This is a genomic window from Streptomyces laculatispora (assembly GCF_017353455.1).
GTDB lineage: Bacteria > Actinomycetota > Actinomycetes > Streptomycetales > Streptomycetaceae > Streptomyces > Streptomyces laculatispora.
The window spans coordinates 1-14927 of record NZ_JAFMPZ010000289.1; the positions used below are offsets into that span (position 1 = coordinate 1).

Annotated in this window: 16 protein-coding genes; 8 read left to right on the top strand and 8 right to left on the bottom strand. The window is 71.8% G+C overall.

The features are described 5' to 3' along the window. Positions 1 to 74 precede the first annotated feature (74 nt). From J1C73_RS15885 to J1C73_RS15900, 4 genes are all read right to left on the bottom strand, one after another. Positions 75 to 1064, bottom strand: coding sequence for an alpha/beta hydrolase (locus J1C73_RS15885; protein ID WP_207316953.1), 990 nt, complete (start codon positions 1062 to 1064; stop codon positions 75 to 77). A gap of 28 nt (positions 1065 to 1092) precedes the next feature. Beyond that, positions 1093 to 1806 carry a C39 family peptidase gene (locus J1C73_RS15890; RefSeq protein WP_207316954.1) on the bottom strand — a complete coding sequence of 238 codons (714 nt, stop codon included), beginning with the start codon at positions 1804 to 1806 and terminating at the stop codon, positions 1093 to 1095. Between the two features lie 191 nt (positions 1807 to 1997). Continuing rightward, entirely contained in the window at positions 1998 to 2990 is a 993-nt protein-coding gene (locus J1C73_RS15895) for an ArsR/SmtB family transcription factor (protein WP_207316955.1), read from the bottom strand. 209 nt (positions 2991 to 3199) lie between these two features. Then, positions 3200 to 4045: a class I SAM-dependent methyltransferase gene (locus J1C73_RS15900; protein WP_307797704.1), complete on the bottom strand. Its 846-nt coding sequence runs from the start codon at positions 4043 to 4045 to the stop codon at positions 3200 to 3202. Between the two features lie 47 nt (positions 4046 to 4092). Here J1C73_RS15900 and J1C73_RS15905 point away from each other — a divergent pair, with 47 nt between their 5' ends. After that, positions 4093 to 4671 (top strand): helix-turn-helix domain-containing protein, encoded by a 579-nt coding sequence (locus J1C73_RS15905; protein ID WP_307797705.1) that lies wholly within the window; start codon positions 4093 to 4095, stop codon positions 4669 to 4671. Between the two features lie 75 nt (positions 4672 to 4746). Here J1C73_RS15905 and J1C73_RS15910 read toward each other — a convergent pair whose 3' ends face one another. Together J1C73_RS15910 and J1C73_RS15915 are read right to left on the bottom strand one after the other, a co-directional pair. Continuing rightward, entirely contained in the window at positions 4747 to 6015 is a 1269-nt protein-coding gene (locus J1C73_RS15910; RefSeq protein ID WP_207316956.1) for an MBL fold metallo-hydrolase, read from the bottom strand. Positions 6016 to 6114: 99 nt separating this feature from the next. Next, positions 6115 to 6555 (bottom strand): PPOX class F420-dependent oxidoreductase, encoded by a 441-nt coding sequence (locus J1C73_RS15915; protein WP_207316957.1) that lies wholly within the window; start codon positions 6553 to 6555, stop codon positions 6115 to 6117. Between the two features lie 258 nt (positions 6556 to 6813). Between J1C73_RS15915 and J1C73_RS15920 the strand changes: the two genes are divergently transcribed. Together J1C73_RS15920 and J1C73_RS15925 are read left to right on the top strand one after the other, a co-directional pair. Beyond that, complete coding sequence (locus tag J1C73_RS15920) at positions 6814 to 8022, top strand: glutamate dehydrogenase (RefSeq protein ID WP_207316958.1); 1209 nt, start codon at positions 6814 to 6816, stop codon at positions 8020 to 8022. Positions 8023 to 8186: 164 nt separating this feature from the next. After that, a complete protein-coding gene (locus J1C73_RS15925) occupies positions 8187 to 8777 on the top strand; it encodes a TetR/AcrR family transcriptional regulator (RefSeq protein WP_124285725.1) in 591 nt (196 codons plus the stop codon). A gap of 32 nt (positions 8778 to 8809) precedes the next feature. Here the strand turns inward: J1C73_RS15925 and J1C73_RS15930 are convergent, their stop codons facing one another. Both J1C73_RS15930 and J1C73_RS15935 read right to left on the bottom strand, forming a co-directional pair. After that, entirely contained in the window at positions 8810 to 9811 is a 1002-nt protein-coding gene (locus tag J1C73_RS15930) for a DUF6745 domain-containing protein (RefSeq protein WP_207316959.1), read from the bottom strand. An 85-nt stretch (positions 9812 to 9896) separates the two neighbouring features. Then, positions 9897 to 10223 carry a DUF8820 family protein gene (locus J1C73_RS15935; protein WP_124285723.1) on the bottom strand — a complete coding sequence of 109 codons (327 nt, stop codon included), beginning with the start codon at positions 10221 to 10223 and terminating at the stop codon, positions 9897 to 9899. Positions 10224 to 10399: 176 nt separating this feature from the next. Between J1C73_RS15935 and J1C73_RS15940 the strand changes: the two genes are divergently transcribed. From J1C73_RS15940 to J1C73_RS15960, 5 genes are all read left to right on the top strand, one after another. Continuing rightward, positions 10400 to 11353 carry an STM4015 family protein gene (locus J1C73_RS15940; RefSeq protein ID WP_207316960.1) on the top strand — a complete coding sequence of 318 codons (954 nt, stop codon included), beginning with the start codon at positions 10400 to 10402 and terminating at the stop codon, positions 11351 to 11353. Positions 11354 to 11360: 7 nt separating this feature from the next. After that, positions 11361 to 12329 (top strand): STM4015 family protein, encoded by a 969-nt coding sequence (locus J1C73_RS15945; RefSeq protein ID WP_207316961.1) that lies wholly within the window; start codon positions 11361 to 11363, stop codon positions 12327 to 12329. Continuing rightward, the gene (locus tag J1C73_RS15950) at positions 12310 to 13455 is read left to right on the top strand and encodes an STM4014 family protein (RefSeq protein ID WP_207316962.1); all 1146 of its coding nucleotides are present in this window, start codon (positions 12310 to 12312) and stop codon (positions 13453 to 13455) included. Before J1C73_RS15945 ends, J1C73_RS15950 begins: the two co-directional genes overlap by 20 nt. Before the next feature lie 37 nt (positions 13456 to 13492). After that, positions 13493 to 14308, top strand: a complete 816-nt coding sequence (locus J1C73_RS15955; protein WP_207316966.1) for an STM4013/SEN3800 family hydrolase — start codon at positions 13493 to 13495, stop codon at positions 14306 to 14308. Continuing rightward, on the top strand, positions 14305 to 14927 hold a 623-nt coding region (locus J1C73_RS15960; protein ID WP_207316963.1), incomplete at its 3' end, for a radical SAM protein. The genes J1C73_RS15955 and J1C73_RS15960, both read left to right, overlap by 4 nt.

The window sequence follows — 14927 nt, forward strand, 5'->3', positions numbered from 1 at the left end:
GACTCCCTCCTCCGCCTTGCATCTGCACGCACCGGACCCCGCTCCCTGATCCAGCCTGATCCAAACGAAAGACCCTAGGCCTTACGGAGCCGGGCGACGATGCCGTCGAGGTCTCGGCGGACCATGTAGTCGCGGATCATGTGTCCGCCCGGCTCCTCGTACCACTCGTGCGGGATGCCGGCGTCGCCGAGGCGGGCCCGGAACTCCCGCTGTCCGGCGAGCACCTGGGTCTCGTTGACCGTGTCGAACCAGTTGACCGGGTCGGGGCTGGTACCGGCCACCAGGAAGACCCGCTTGTTCCGGTAGCTCTCGACCCGCTCGACCGGATTGTCGGCGCTGACCCTGGCCTCGTCCCACAGCGGAATGCCGTAGACCGTGCCGCCGCCCAGGTCCAGGGCGGCCGAGGACGCGTTGGCCCAGTGGGCGACCAGTCCGGCGTCGCGGCGCAGACTGGCCGGGCCCGAGTGGGCGCTCACCGAGGCGAAGTGGCCGTAGTACTTGGCCGCGTACTTCAGGGCGCCGAAGCCGCCCATCGAGAACCCGGCGACGGCACGGCCGTCGTACTCGGCGTAGGTGCGGAAGTTCGCGTCGATCCAGGGAAGCAGCTGGTTGATGTGGAAGGTTTCCCAGTTCCGGGGGCCGGTGTGGGAGCTGACCGGGTTGGAGTACCAGCCCGCGTGTCCACCGTCGGGCATCACGACGATGACCGGCTTCCCGGCCGTCCAGTCCCGGATGCCCGCGCGGTCGAAGGTGATGAAGTCCTGGTCCGTACCGCCCCCGTGGAAGAGGTAGAGGACCGGGTAGGTGCGTCCGCCGGTGTGGTAGTCGTCGGGGAGCAGGACGTTGACGCCCGGATTCCAGCCGATCGCGTCGGTCGCGAACCGGTAGTACCACATGCGCGGATCGCCCTCGTTGTGCTCCACGATGCGCAGTCCGAAGCCGTCGCCCGCCGCACTGGCCGGGGACGCGGCCGCGAGGGTGCCCCCGGTGCCCAGAGCCATCGCGGCGGAGATTCCACCGGCGGCCTTGATGACGTTTCTGCGGGTGGGACGGTAGCTGCTCAACACTGCCTCCTGGTGAGAAAGGGAAACGTCACGCCGAGTAGCCCTTCGGCGGGATCAGCGTGGCGAGCTGATCGAAGGAGATCCAGTAGATCTGGTTGCCGCTGAAGGAGGCGGGGTCGGCTATGAGGACGGTGCGGTCCACCTCGTCGTAGCCGAAGACGGTGAAGTAGTGATAGATCGTCTGGTCCGACGGGTAGCCGGGCGGCTGGTTGCCGGGCGGGGCGACGATGTTGGCCACCAGCGGGTAGTTGCGGTCGATGTCGAAGACGATGTCGTTCCACAGCAGGTCCCGCTGGCCCTGGGTGGGCGGGTCGTTCGGCATCTCCTTGCTCTCGTACCAGCCCCCGCCGAGGTTCGAGTTGAGTACGCCGGTGACCTGGCCGATGTGGTCGGTGCCGGCCTCGGTCGTACCGAGCTGCCCGGCCAGAACGCCCTGGCTGGGCGGGGCGATCCGGGCCGAGAGCGCGATCCGGGTGGCGGCCGGACCGCACCAGTAACCGGTCTCCTGAACCTGATAGTCGATCCCCAGCCAGTGCCCGCTACGGGTCCTGCCGGAGTCGACCTTCAGCCGGGTGCCGGGCTGGTTGTGCCCGCTGACGACAGCCGTACCGGCCTTCGCCCCGTGGGCGAGTACGGACACAGACGGGGTGTGCGGTGCGGGCGACGCCTGGGCCGTGCCGGGGTGGAGGAGAACTCCGGCGGCGGCGACGGCGATCGCCAAGGACACAAGTCTCCTGCGCATAAAGGCTCCTGAGGGTGGGGGGACGGGCCTTGCGGGAAGAAACGCCTTCGGGGAAAGCACTCGGCCACTGAGCACCACGGCTCTGCGCGGCATGGCCGGGTGCGACAGCAGGAGTCAGCGTGGTTCCTGGCCCATGAAGGGCGCAAGGAATGAAAGCTCAGGCTTACCGGCGGAGTTGAGGGACCCGGCCCTCAGCGCCGCGCCCGCTCCTCGGCGGCCAGCAGGGCCCGCCCCTCCGCCGTCGCGACGTGGAAGGACCGTCCGGCCCTGCGCACGGTGGCGACCAGGCCCGCCGCGCGGAGCACGTTCAGGTGCTGGCTGACGGCGGGGTGGGTCACGTCCAGGAGCCGGGCCGCCTCGACCGTGGAGCAGCCGGTGCGGGTCGCGCGCAGGAGGCCCGCGCGGGTGCGGCCGAGCAGCGGGCCCAGCGGTCCGGCTCCCTCCTCGGCGCGGACCGGCGCGAGGCCCGCCCAGTTGGTGGTGTGGTGGATGGGGTAGACGAGAACGGGCGGCAGGTCCCCGTCGGCCAGGGTGATCGGCGTGGGCCAGCAGAAGAACGACGGTTGCAGCACAAGTCCCCTGCCGCGCAGCCGTAGTTGCTGATCCACGGGGTACGTCACCTCAAGTACGGGCGGGCGCCAGCGGAACTGCGGTCCGAGCCCGGCCAGCAGCCCCTCGGTGCCACCGTCGAGGAGACTGCGCAGACGGAGGGCGCGGTCGGCGTCTATGTGGGCGTGGACACGCTGCCAGTACGGCGCGAGCGCCTCCAGCTGGTAGGTGCGCAGCGCCTCGCCGAGCTGCCGGAGCGTTTCGGCGTCCCCTCCGGCCAAGGAACGTACCCAGCTGGGAAGTTGGAGCGTGGCCGCCAGTTGGGTCAGGTCGGTTCGCAGCCGCGGGCGTGGCGTGCTCATCAGGGTGTCGACGGCCGCCTGCAGCGTGGCCCGGTCGCCGGTGGTGGGGGTGAGGAAGTCCGGCGAGTACCCGCGCGGGGGCAGCAGGGATGACAGCAGCCGGGGGCTCGCGGAGAGCCGCGGCCGCACCCAGCGGCGCCACGCACCGAACACCCTTTCACCGTCACGCCGTTGCAGGGTCTGCACGCTGTTGCTGATCTCCCAGAGGAAGTCCGGCCCGGGGGCCACCCGGACCCGCGCCAGGTCCTCGGAGGTGAAGTACACCCGCAGCATGGTCGCTCCCTCGCAAGTGAAGGTGCACTGATGCCGGCCACGGCCATGCCCGGCGGACCGGCGAGCCGGAACGGGTGCACCGGGAAGCCGCCGCACCGCACCCGCTCCCCGCGGGCAGCGTACCGCCGTTGGACCGGCTGCCGGCCGTGATCCCACACCGGTGCGGGGTCACGGCCAGGAGCCGGAAACGCGGGGGCCGCCCAGTCCTGTCAGGGGCGGCGTCCCACCCAGGTGGTCCGGGTGGTCCGCACCGTGAGGTCATCGCGCCGCAGGACGCCGTGCGGGCCTTCATCGTCGGTGACGGCGTCGAGTGCGGCCAGATCCTCGGCGGGGAGCTGCCCGTCCAGGTGCGAGCGCAGCTTCCGCAGGCACACCTGGGCGTAGCGGGCGGTGGCGGCCGGCAGCGGGGCGGGCAGGTCGATCACGAAGGGGCGCGCGGCCTCCAGCACAAAGCCCGTACGGACCAGCTGATCCGTCCAGTCGGCGGCGGGCCCCTCGTTCAGGGCGGCATGGAGCCGGGCCTCCAGGCCCGGCCTGCCCACCCCGATGTCCTCGGGCAGGAAGCGGGGGAAGAAGTCCATCTCGGTGACGGCCAGGAGGCCGCCCGGCCGCAGGGCATCGAACACATGCGACAGCACCCGGCCGGGGTCGCTCATGTGGCGCAGAGAGGCGGCTGCCCAGACCAGGTCGACGGTGCCGAGTGCCGGCCGGCCCTCGTCCAGATCCGCCTGGACGCCGCGGACCCGGTCGGCGAGTGAGAGCGCGGACACCTTCACCCACAGCCGGTGGAGCATCTGCGGGGAGCGGTCCACCGCCGAGACCTCGGCCCGCGGAAAGCGCTGGGCCAGCGCGATGGCCCCGGTACCGGTTCCACTGCCCAGGTCGACGATGCGGCCGGGTTCCCGGTCAGCCAGGTCACCCAGCCAGGTGGTCAGCTCCGACAGGTAGGTCCGCAGGACCTCGGCGTCGAGCTCCAGGATCTCTGCCAGGGCGGCGGTGCCGGCGTCGGCCCCGGTGTGGTCCGGGCGCGGGGCGTTCGTGTCTGCGGTGTTCACACCTCGACGGTAACCGCATCTTGCGCGTGACGCGTACACTCTTGCGTGTGACGCAAGAAAGCGATCTGGACAGCACGGTCCGTATGCGCGTCAGGAGCCTGCGGCAGGCGCGCGGCTGGTCACTCGACAGCCTGGCCGAGCGCGCCTTCCTGAGCCCCTCCACCCTGAGCCGCATCGAGACCGGTCACCGGCGCATCAGCCTCGACCAGCTCATGGCACTGGCCCGCGCCCTGGGGACCTCGCTCGATCAGCTGGTGGAAACCGTCAGCGACGACGATGTCGTGATCAGGCCGCAGCGCGACGAACAGCGCGGACTGACCACCTGGGTGCTGAACCGCGGGTCCGGCCCGGCCGGCATCACTGTCGCCAGGATGCGCATCACCGACGAGGCGCGGGGCCCGGGGGCCGACCAGCTCGGCGTACACCCCGGCAAGGACTGGTTCACCGTCCTGTCGGGAACCATCACGCTGATCCTCGGCGAGCGCGCCATCCGGGTCGAAACGGGCCAGGCGGCCGAGTTCTCCACCATGGTCCCGCACGCCATCAAGGCGCACGGCGGACCGGCCGAGATCCTGTGCATCCTCGATCACGACGGACGGCGCACACATCTCCACTCCCCGGCGTGAGCCCGGCCGCCGCCGGACGCCGGTGGCGCGCGGACGCACCCACGGAACGAGGGCGCCGCGCGGCCGCCCCGCCCGTCAGGCCTGGGCGGCCGGGTCGCGGTCGCGGTCGCGGTCGGGGGCAGGTGTCATCGTTCCGCCGGGAAGCGGTACGTGGACCGGGGGCCAGTTGCCCCATCCCGCTACGGGCTCCGCCGCCACACCACGCCACCACGGTTCGACCGCCGGAGGATCGGCGGGCTCGAACGGCCGGCCCGGGTGCGGAGCCACCATCGTCACCCCGACGAACTGGGTGGCACGCATCGACCATTCGGCGGGCTCGGCCCACGGATGCAGGGCGAGATTGAACGTCCCCCAGTGGATCGGCAGCATGACGCCCGCCGCCGGGTCGTCACCCTGGAGGTCCAGATGGGCCTGGACCCCCTCGTCGGGGCTCATGTGAATGTCCGGCCACGCACCGGGCTCCGGCTTGCCGTTCGTGTGGTCCTTGGGCCAGTACTGGCTGTACGCACCGATCTGGATCATGGTGGCGTCGAACGGCCCGTGCTCGGCGCCGATCTCCTTGAAGCCGGGGAAATACCCGGTGTCGCCACTGTGGTAGATCCGGTGCTCGGGTCCAGCGACGACCCACGAGGCCCAGAGGGTGTGCTGCTGGTTACGAAGGCCGCGGCCGCAGAAGTGCCGGGCCGGAGTGGCTGTCAGGCGGATCCCGGCGACCTCCGTGGCCTCGTTCCAGTCGAGCTCGTGGATCCGGTCCAGGGGCACGCCCCAGCGCTCCAGGTGGGCCCCGACCCCGAGCGGCACAACGAAGGCCGTGTCCGTACCGGCCAGGGCCCTGATGGTCGGAAGGTCGAGGTGGTCGTAGTGGTCGTGGGAGATCACCACCACATCGACCGGTCCGAGCGCGGCGAGCGGCAGCGGTGCGGGATGCAGACGCCTGGGTCCTGCGAACGCGAAGGGCGAGCAGCGGTCACCCCAGACCGGGTCGAACAGCACCCGCCGGCCGTCGATCTCGGCGAGCACACTGGAATGGCCCATCCAGGTGAGCCGCAGCCCGGAGACGGGGGGCGTGGCGAGATCGGCCAGGGTGGTGGCGTGGACCGGCACATCACCGGTCGGCGATCTGAGCGCCCGCTCCTCCTTGCGGAAATAGGTCTTCGCGAACTCCAGAGCGGACCCCGACGGTTTGGTCCGTGCCCCCACCGGGTTCTGGAACACTCCGTCGGCGAAGTTGGGGGAACGACGGATGCGCTCCATACGGGTGCCGACCGGGTCGGCCCCGAAGTCGGCGGGCCGCAGCGCACGCAGCCGGGTGCGGAGCGGAAGCTTGGAGTCAGCGCCGGTCACAAGATCTCCTGAGGGAGTCGGTGTCATCTCATTATGGACGGGGGGTACGACAGTGCGAGAGCAGAACGCCCAACGGGATGGTGGCCCGCGGGGCGCGCCTCAGCCACGCGGCTGCCCGTACACGTGCTCGACGTGGAGCCGCAGCACGACCCGGCGGTCCCTGACCATGGCCCGGCGGTAGTCGTCCCAGTCCGGGTGCTCGCCCTGGACGTCGCGGTAGAGCGTGACCAGCTCCGCCACGGTGGCGTCCTCGGGGTCGGCGGCCACCGGGGTGAGGTCCGCGGTGCCGTCCGCGACCGTCCAGCCCCAGCGGTCCTCACTGGTGACGTGGTAGCTCGCCCGCGGGTCCCGGCGCAGGTTCCGGGTCTTCGCACGGTCCTCGGTGACCGAGACCCGGACGATGCGCTCCTCGGGGTAGTAGAAGTGGTTGACATTGGACAGCTGGGGCCTGCCGTCCCGCTTGAGCGTGACCAGTACGCCGCTGTTGCCTTCGGAGAGCAACCGGAGAAGCGCATCCTGCCGTGCATCGAATCCTGTCATGACGGATCCAACGTCCGGACCCCGCGCAGGATTCCGCATCCGGCACCCGGCACCCGTCTCGCCGCTTCCCCGGCCGCATCCGGCCACCGGGCGGCGATTGGGCGCGGGCCGCATTGACAGCGGCGCCCCCGCCTCCCGATACTGACTCGCGATTCAGTAAAGAATTGTGACCACACGGGGCTCCGGGTTCGCGCAGCCCGGGTTTCACGGCATCGCCCGCCGGGCCCGCCCGATCGCAGTGACCGAGGAGAACTCCCGATGACGACGCCTCCGGTGTCCCCGCCCGCCCCGCTGATCTCCCTGACCTGGACGGACCACGTCACCGGCCGCCAGGGGCACCTGGTCGTCGACCGGCTGGTGCGCGGGGTGTCCAGCGGCGGGTTGCGGATGCGGGCGGGCTGCACGCTCGACGAGGTGGCCGGACTGGCCCGCGGCATGACGATGAAGGAAGCCCTCCACTTCGACGCCGACCGCACCGGGGCCCGCTACGTACCGCTCGGCGGCGCCAAGGGCGGCATCGACTGCGATCCCCGCGATCCGGCCGCCTACGGCGTCCTGGTGCGCTACCTGCGGGCCGTACGTCCGTACGTCGAGAACATCTGGACGACCGGCGAGGACCTCGGCCTCAGCCAGGACCTGGTCGACCGGGCGGCCGCGGAGGCCGGGCTCGTCTCCTCCATCGAGGCCGTCTACCCGCTGCTCGACGACGAGACGGCGGCCCGGCAGCGACTGGCCGACGCCTTCGCCGTCGAGGTGGACGGCATCGGCCTCGACGAGCTGGTCGGTGGCTGCGGGGTCGCCGAGTCGGCCCTTGCCGCGCTGGACCGGGCCGGGATCGCGTACGGCGGGGCGCGGGTCGCCGTGCAGGGTCTCGGCACCATGGGCGGCGCGACGGCCCGGTTCCTGTCGCGGGCCGGGCTGCGAGTGGTCGCCGTGGCCGACGTCAAGGGCACGATCGCCAATCCGGCCGGCCTCGACGTCGAGGCCCTGCTGTCCGCCCGGGACGCCTACGGGACGGTGGACCGCGGCGCGCTGCGCGACGCGGACCGCGAACTGCCCGCCGATGCCTGGCTGGACAGGGACGTGGAGGTGCTCATACCCGCAGCCGTCTCCTACGCCATCGACGCCGCGAACCAGGCCCGGATCAGCGCCCCTTGGGTGGTCGAGGCGGCCAATATGCCGGTGCTGCCCGAGGCCGAGGCGCTGCTCGCGGAGCGCGGGATCACGGTCCTGCCCGACGTCGTCGTCAACTCCGGCACCAACGCCTGGTGGTGGTGGACCCTGTTCGGCGACATCGGCGCCGAGGCAGACGAGGCCTTCGCGCACACCCGGAGTTCGATGCGCGCCCTCGTCGAACTCGTGCTGGACCGGGCCGCGGCGGACGGCTGCACCCCTCGGGCGGCGGCCCACGCCGTCGTCGCCGACCGGCTGCCGGTGATGACGGAACGCTTCGGCTGGTACCGCTGACCGGACCGTGACGGCGCCCCAGCCCTGCGGCCACCGGGCAGCTCATGCCATGTGGTCCCCGCGCAGCGCACCGCCAAGGCCGCTGCGAGGACCAATGCCCGCCCACGGCCTGCCCGGGGGCGGGCATTGGTTAGGGTGACGCCGTGGGAAGAGTGCGGTTGAGTGTGGCGGAGCGACGTGAGGAGCTGCTGCGCGCTGCCGTCGAGCAGATCGAGGTGCGAGGTGTCGCGGCGGTACGGATCGCCGATGTGGCCGCCGTCCTCGGCGTGAGCAACGCCCTCGTGCTCTACCACTTCTCCACCAAGGAGAAGCTGGTCGCCGCCGCCTTCGCGCACGCGGCCGAGGCCGATCTCACCCATCTGCGCAAGCTGTTGACCCGCCGGACCACAGCGGTGCGCAGGCTGCGCGCCGCCGTCCGCTGGTACGCCCCGACGGGCCAGGCCAAGGGCTGGCGGCTGTGGATCGAGGGCTGGACGGCCTCGCTCCGCGACCCCGCGCTGCGCAATGTGGCGGGCGATCTCGACCAGCAGTGGAAGGCGGAGCTGGCCGAGGTCATCGAGGAGGGCGCGGCCGCGGGCGAGTTCCACTGCGACGACCCGATGTCCGTGGCGTGGCGGCTGACCGCTCTGCTGGACGGCCTGGCGGTGCAGATGACCTCGTACGCGGGTCCGCTCTCCCGGGCCACGATGCTGGAGTGGACCGAACAGGCACTCGCCCGTGAACTGGGCATCGACCATGCGACGCTGACGGCCTGACCAGTGGGCCTGCGGCCCCTCCGGTCCGCCCGTCAGGTCTGGCGCAGGGGTGCGTAGGACTCCCCCTGCAGGCCGAAGGTCCAGGCGACGCCGTCCTTCGCGGTCCGGATCGCGGGCGGCACCCGCAGCCAGTACGTGCGATGCGTCCCGTCCGGCTCCGGGGTGGAGTTGACCACCTCGACCATGACCACGTCCTCGTCGCCGTCGAGCGCGATCCGCCAGAGGATGCCCGTCTCGTCCCGGTGGACCGGTTCGGCGCCCGACTCGCTGAGGTAGCGGTCGTATCCGTAGAACTCCAGCATCACGCGCCGCAGTTCCGCGTTCTCCTCGGCCCGGATCCGCTCGGGAGTGAGCGCGGTCAGCTCCGCCAGGAAGTCGGCGGGCACCGGCATACCGCGCCAGGCGTACAGCCCGAAGCCGTCCCGGTAGGAGAGCGCGGGCCCGTCGCCCCGGTCGAGCCTGCCCGCCTCGTCGCGGTGCAGCACCTCGGGGCGCTCACTGATCACCACGGTGCGCTCGTAGGGCCACCACCAGCCCGCGTTCCTGGCCACCGCCGACAGTCCGTCGAGCCGGTCGCCCCGGCCGTCGAACGCGGCGAGCCAGGCCGCGTCGTGCTGGCCCAGGACCGCGTCGAGGAGGAGCAGCCGCACATCCGGCTCGTCGTCGGGCCGCTCGGCGAGTTCGGCGACGACACCCGCCCGTATCCGGTCGGCGAGCGCCGCCGTCGTCTCCCACAGCTGGGCGCCGGTGGCGGACCAGAGCGCGGACCAGCCCGCCGGGCCCAACTCGTCGTACATGCGGCGCCGTTCCTCCGCCCAGGGCCGGGTCCGTACCTCCTCGCGGACCGAGCGGCCGGCGTCGGCCAGCTTCTTCACGAGCCCGACGGCCTCCCTGGGCGAATCGGCCCAGACGAACTCCTCCGGCTCGGCCAGTCCGGCGCTGCGATAGGCGAGCCGCACCCCGTCCTCGGCTGCCGCCCGGTCCGCCGCTCCGGTCGCCGCCGCCACGGCCCGCCATGATTCCACGTACTGCATCGTCTCCCCGTCCCCTGTTCCCTGTTTCCCGCGTTGTCGGATCACTCTTCGCTGCCGGCCCCGCAAGCCCGGCCTGCGGGGCCGGTCAGTCCGCGACGATGCGGACCGCCCCCGGTGCGTACTCCCGCTGGCGCACGACACGGAACCAGCCCTTCGGCAGCGGGATCACCGCGTGTTCCTCGTGCACCACACGTCCGCCGTCGGGCAGATGGAGCAGCATCGGGCCGAACACCCCGGCCTCCCGGATCAGCCGTCCCGGTCCCGGCACCGCGTGCGCGTGGCCGGTGACCTCACCGAGCGCGAGCACCAGCCGGCCCCGCCCGTCGCGCAGTTCCCCCGGTGCGTCCAGGAGGCTGGGGGGCACGTCGGACTTGTCCAGCGCCATGATCAGCACATCGCCCTGCCGGTACACAGACGTCTCCCATCCCGGCCGGCACCCGCTGTGCCGGCCACGTGGAAAACGCTACGGCGGGGGTCTGACAATCGGCCGCGGAGCGCCGGGAGACGGGCCCGGCCGTCCCGTTGTCAGTGGGTCTTGATAGACCTTGCGGACATCAAATCCGTCACCGTCATCAGGAGCACAGGGCGATGTCCGATGTGGACCACCTGCACGAGTTGCTCGGCCTTCCGGCCGTCGAGTTCCAGCACACCGCGAGCGAGGGGTCCGCACCGGCCGCCGGCGCGGCTGCCTGGCGCGTCTCGGTCGACCCGTACGAGGACGAGGAGCGCAGCTGGGAGCAGGAGTTCGCCTCGTTCCTGGAGGCCGTCGATCCGGCCGGTGTGCGGGCGCTGATCGTCGGGCAGTGGGGCGAGTCGTACGAGGAGGACTCGTCCTATCCGATCGGTCTCGTGACGGCCGCCGCCGACCGGCTGACGTCGTTGGAGGCGGTGTTCGTCGGCGATCTGACGATGGAGGAGTCGGAGATCTCCTGGATCCAGCAGAGCGATGTCACCGCTCTGCTCGCGGCCTACCCCACGCTGGTGGAGTTCGGGGTGCGCGGCGGATCCGATCTCGTCTTCCCGCCCATCCGGCACGAGCGGCTGCGGGCGCTCACCATCGAGACGGGCGGGCTGCCGGTCTCGGTGGTCCGCGGGGTGCTGGACAGCGAGCTGCCCTCGTTGGAGCGGCTCGATCTCTGGCTGGGTGTCTCCGCCTACGGCGGCGACACCGACGTGGCGGATCTCGCGCCGCTGCTGTCCGGCACCCGGTTCCCGGCCCTGCACCATCTCGGGCTGCGCAACAGCGAGGTGGAGAACGAGATCGCGGCGGCCATTGCTTCGGCCCCGCTCGTGGCCCGGCTGCGCACGCTCGATCTGTCGTGCGGCACCCTCGGGGACGAGGGCGCGGCCGCGCTGCTGGAGGGTCAGCCGCTGACCCATCTCGATGTGCTCGATCTGCACCACCACTTCCTGTCCGAGCCGGTGGAGCGCCGGATCGCCGAGGCGCTGGAGCCGCACGGGGTGCGGGTCGATCTGTCGGACCGCTGCGAGCCGTGGGGCGACCGCGGGGCCGAGGGGCGCTACACCACGGTGTCGGAGTGATGCGGCGGTGAGAAGCATCGAACACCCCGGGGTCTTCCACGGCCTTCCCGTGCTGACCCTGCCGTTCCTGGACGATGCCGGCGTGCGGGCGCTGCCGGCCGCGGAGTCGGTGGCCTGGCGGCTGGACTGCGGCCAGGACGCGGTGCCGTTCCAGGAGCTCTGGCAGCACTTCCTCGACACGGTCGACACGACGCGTGTCCGTGCCCTGCTGGTCGGCCCGTGGTGGACGGACGACTACGACACCTTCGCCCCCGTCGTGGAGCGGATGGCGGCAGCTGCCGGCCGCTTCGAGGATCTGCGCGCGCTGTTCCTCGCCGATGTGGTCGGCGAGGAGTGCGAGGTGTCGTGGCTCGACATGTGCGACATCACGCCGTTGGTCCAGGCGTTTCCGCTCCTGGAGGAGCTGACCGTGCGCGGCGGTGGGGACAGCGTCCCCGAGGAGGAGAAGCTGCGGCTGCGTCCGGTGCGGCACGAGGCGCTGAAGTCACTGAGGTTCGAGTCCGGCGGCCTGCCGGGCCACGTCGTTCGCGCGGTCGGGGCCAGCGTCCTGCCCGCCCTGGAGCGGCTGGAGTTCTGGTTCGGTGCCGACTGGTACGGCGGTGACGCCACGGTCGAGGACCTGCGGCCGGTCCTGGCGGGCGGCGGCTTTCCCCGGCTTCGCCATCTCGGCCTGCAGAACAGCGAGATCCAGGACGAGATAGCCACGGCGGTCTCCTCCGCCCCGGTGGTCGCCCAGCTGGAGTCGCTCGCGCTCTCCATGGGAACCCTCAGCGACACGGGAGCCGAGGCCCTCCTCGGCGGTCAGCCGCTCACCCATCTGACGTCGCTGGATCTGCATCACCACTACCTCACCGATCCGCTGATGGACCGCTTCCGGGAGCTGTGTGCCCGCTCGGGCACCCACCTCGATCTCGACGAGGCGGACACCTGGGATCCCGAGGACGAAGAGCCCCGCTATGTCGCGGTCAGCGAATAGCGCGCCGCCGCGCTTCGCGGTCGTCGGCAATCCCGGCAACCGCCGGGTGGGCCTCTTCCAGGACGCCGTGCGCGCCGCCGGACTGCCCCCGGCCCGCACCGTGTCCTGGCTCGACGTGCTGAAGGGGACGGCGGTCTTCCTGCCCGGGGAGACCGTACGCGTCGACTCCCCCGGTGAGGACGCCGAGGTCGAGCGGCTGCTGCGCGGCGTCGACGACCCGACCAGGGTGGAGGGTTCGTCCCTCTGGTACGCACGGTTCACCTCGGCCGTACGGGAGGTGGCGCGGGCAGCGGGCGCGGCGGGTGCGGTGCTGCTGGACGGTCCCGGCGACATCGCGGTGATGTTCGACAAACGCCTCTGTCACGGTGTGCTCGACGCGGCAGGGGTGCCGGTGCCCCCCTCGCCGACGTCGGGCCCCGCCGCGCCGCCCGTGCGCGGCTGGGCGGATGTGCGCGGGCTGATGGCGGACCGCCGGATGCCGAGGGTGTTCGTGAAGCCCGCGCACGGTTCCTCCGCCTCCGGGGTACTGGCCGTCGAGACGGCCGGGCCCGGCCGGATCCGGGCGACCACCTCGGTCGAGCGGGACCGGGCCGGCCGGCTCCACAACTCGCTCCGGGTGCGGCGCCTCACGACGGAGGGCGAGGTCGCGGCGGTCGTCGACGCGCTCGCGCCGGACGGTCTGCACATCGAACGCTGGCTGCCGAAGGCCTCGCAGCGTGGCCGGGTCGCGGATCTGCGGGTCGTGGTGGTGGACGGCCGCGCCACCCATGCCGTCGTCCGCACCAGCCGCTCCCCCATGACCAATCTGCACCTCGGCGGCGCGCGCGGTGATCTGGACGAGGTGCGGGCCGCGATCGAGGCGGCGGGCGGCCGTTGGAGCGAGGCCCTGGCCGTGTGCGAGCGGGCGGGCGCCGCCTTCCCGGACACGCTGTGCGTGGGCGTCGATCTGCTTCCCTCAACCGGCTGGCGGCGTTTCGCCATCGGCGAGGTCAATGCCTTCGGTGATCTGCTGCCACGTCTGACCGGTCTGCCGGGCAGCGGCGCCGAGGGCCTGGACACCTACGCGGCGCAGGTCGCCGCCGTACTGAACAGAGCAAGGAACCCCCGTGTCGACGCAGCATCCTGAACCCCCGTCCGGCGTCATGGACGCCCTGAACCCGGATATGAGCGAGGTCGTCGGCAGCCACGATCTGCTGCTCGTCACCCTGGACACCCTGCGCTACGACGTCGCGGCGGAGCTCGCCGCCGCCGGCCGTATCCCGAACCTGGCCCGGCATCTGCCGGGTGGTGTGTGGGAGCGGCGGCACGCCCCGGGGAGTTTCACGTACGCGTCGCATCAGGCGATCTTCGCGGGGTTCCTGCCCACTCCGGCCGCCCCGGGGCCGCATCCACGGCTGTTCGCCGCCCGGTTCGCGGGCAGCGAGAGCACCGCGGAGCGCACCTTCGTCTTCGACACCCCCGACCTGGTCTCGGGCCTGGCCGCGGCCGGCTACCGCACGGTGTGCATCGGAGGCGTCGGGTTCTTCAACCGGCAGGCACCGCTCGGCTCGGTGCTGCCCGGAATGTTCCAGGAGGCGCACTGGGAGCCCGAGTTCGGCGTCGCGTCGGACACGTCCTTCGAGGCGCAGGTGACCCGCGCCGAACGCATCGTCGAGCAGCTTCCCTCCGAACAACGGCTGTTCCTCTTCGTCAACGTCTCCGCACTGCACCAGCCGAACTGGTTCCACCGGCCGGGGGCGACCCGCGACGCGGGTGACAGCCGCGCCACCCATGCCGCCGCGCTGGAGTACGTCGATGCCCATATCGGCCGCCTCTTCGCCGCTGCGAGCAGCCGCCGCCGCGCGTTCGCCGTCGTCTGTTCCGATCACGGCACGGCGTACGGCGACGACGGCTACACCGGTCACCGGCTCGGACACGAGTCCGTCTGGACCGTTCCGTATGCCCATTTCTTCCTGGCCCCGGGGGCGACCGTCCGATGAACAGTCCGCACTCCGCCCGCCGCACCCCCCGTCCGTACCAGAGTTACGTCTACGCCTACCCGCACAAGACGGCCTACGGGAGGCTGTCCGAACACCCGGGCGGGCGGCCCGCACTGAGTGAGCTGTGGGCCGGGGAACGCAAGGACGCGCTCTCGCTCTATCTCCACATACCGTTCTGCGAGGTCCGATGCGGGTTCTGCAACCTCTTCACCCGCATCGGCGCCCCGGACGAGCTCACCACCCGGTACCTCGACGCACTGGACCGGCAGGCGACGGCCGTACGGGACGCGCTGGGCGACGCGGAGCCGGTGCGTTTCGCCGCGGCGGCCTTCGGCGGCGGAACCCCCACCTTCCTGACGGCGGGCGAGCTGGAGCGTCTGTGCGACATCGCGGAGAAGCGCATGGGCGCCGATCTCCGTTCGGTACCTCTGTCCGTCGAGACGTCACCGTCGACCGCGACGGCCGACCGGCTGGCTGTCCTCGCCGACCGGGGGGCGACCAGGATCAGCATCGGGGTGCAGAGCTTCGTCGAGGCCGAGGCACGTGCGGCGGTCCGGCCGCAGCACCGTGCGGATGTGGAGGCGGCCCTCGGGCTGATCCGGGACACCGGTGTCCCGGT

Excerpts from the sequence above, each read along its gene's own strand:
- J1C73_RS15890 (WP_207316954.1), bottom strand. The coding sequence starts at position 1,806 with ATGCGCAGGAGACTTGTGTCCTTGGCGATCGCCGTCGCCGCCGCCGGA.
- J1C73_RS15895 (WP_207316955.1), bottom strand. The coding sequence starts at position 2,990 with ATGCTGCGGGTGTACTTCACCTCCGAGGACCTGGCGCGGGTCCGGGTG.
- J1C73_RS15915 (WP_207316957.1), bottom strand. The coding sequence starts at position 6,555 with ATGACAGGATTCGATGCACGGCAGGATGCGCTTCTCCGGTTGCTCTCC.
- J1C73_RS15920 (WP_207316958.1), top strand. The coding sequence starts at position 6,814 with ATGACGACGCCTCCGGTGTCCCCGCCCGCCCCGCTGATCTCCCTGACC.
- J1C73_RS15930 (WP_207316959.1), bottom strand. The coding sequence starts at position 9,811 with ATGCAGTACGTGGAATCATGGCGGGCCGTGGCGGCGGCGACCGGAGCG.
- J1C73_RS15940 (WP_207316960.1), top strand. The coding sequence starts at position 10,400 with ATGTCCGATGTGGACCACCTGCACGAGTTGCTCGGCCTTCCGGCCGTC.
- J1C73_RS15950 (WP_207316962.1), top strand. The coding sequence starts at position 12,310 with ATGTCGCGGTCAGCGAATAGCGCGCCGCCGCGCTTCGCGGTCGTCGGC.
- J1C73_RS15955 (WP_207316966.1), top strand. The coding sequence starts at position 13,493 with ATGAGCGAGGTCGTCGGCAGCCACGATCTGCTGCTCGTCACCCTGGAC.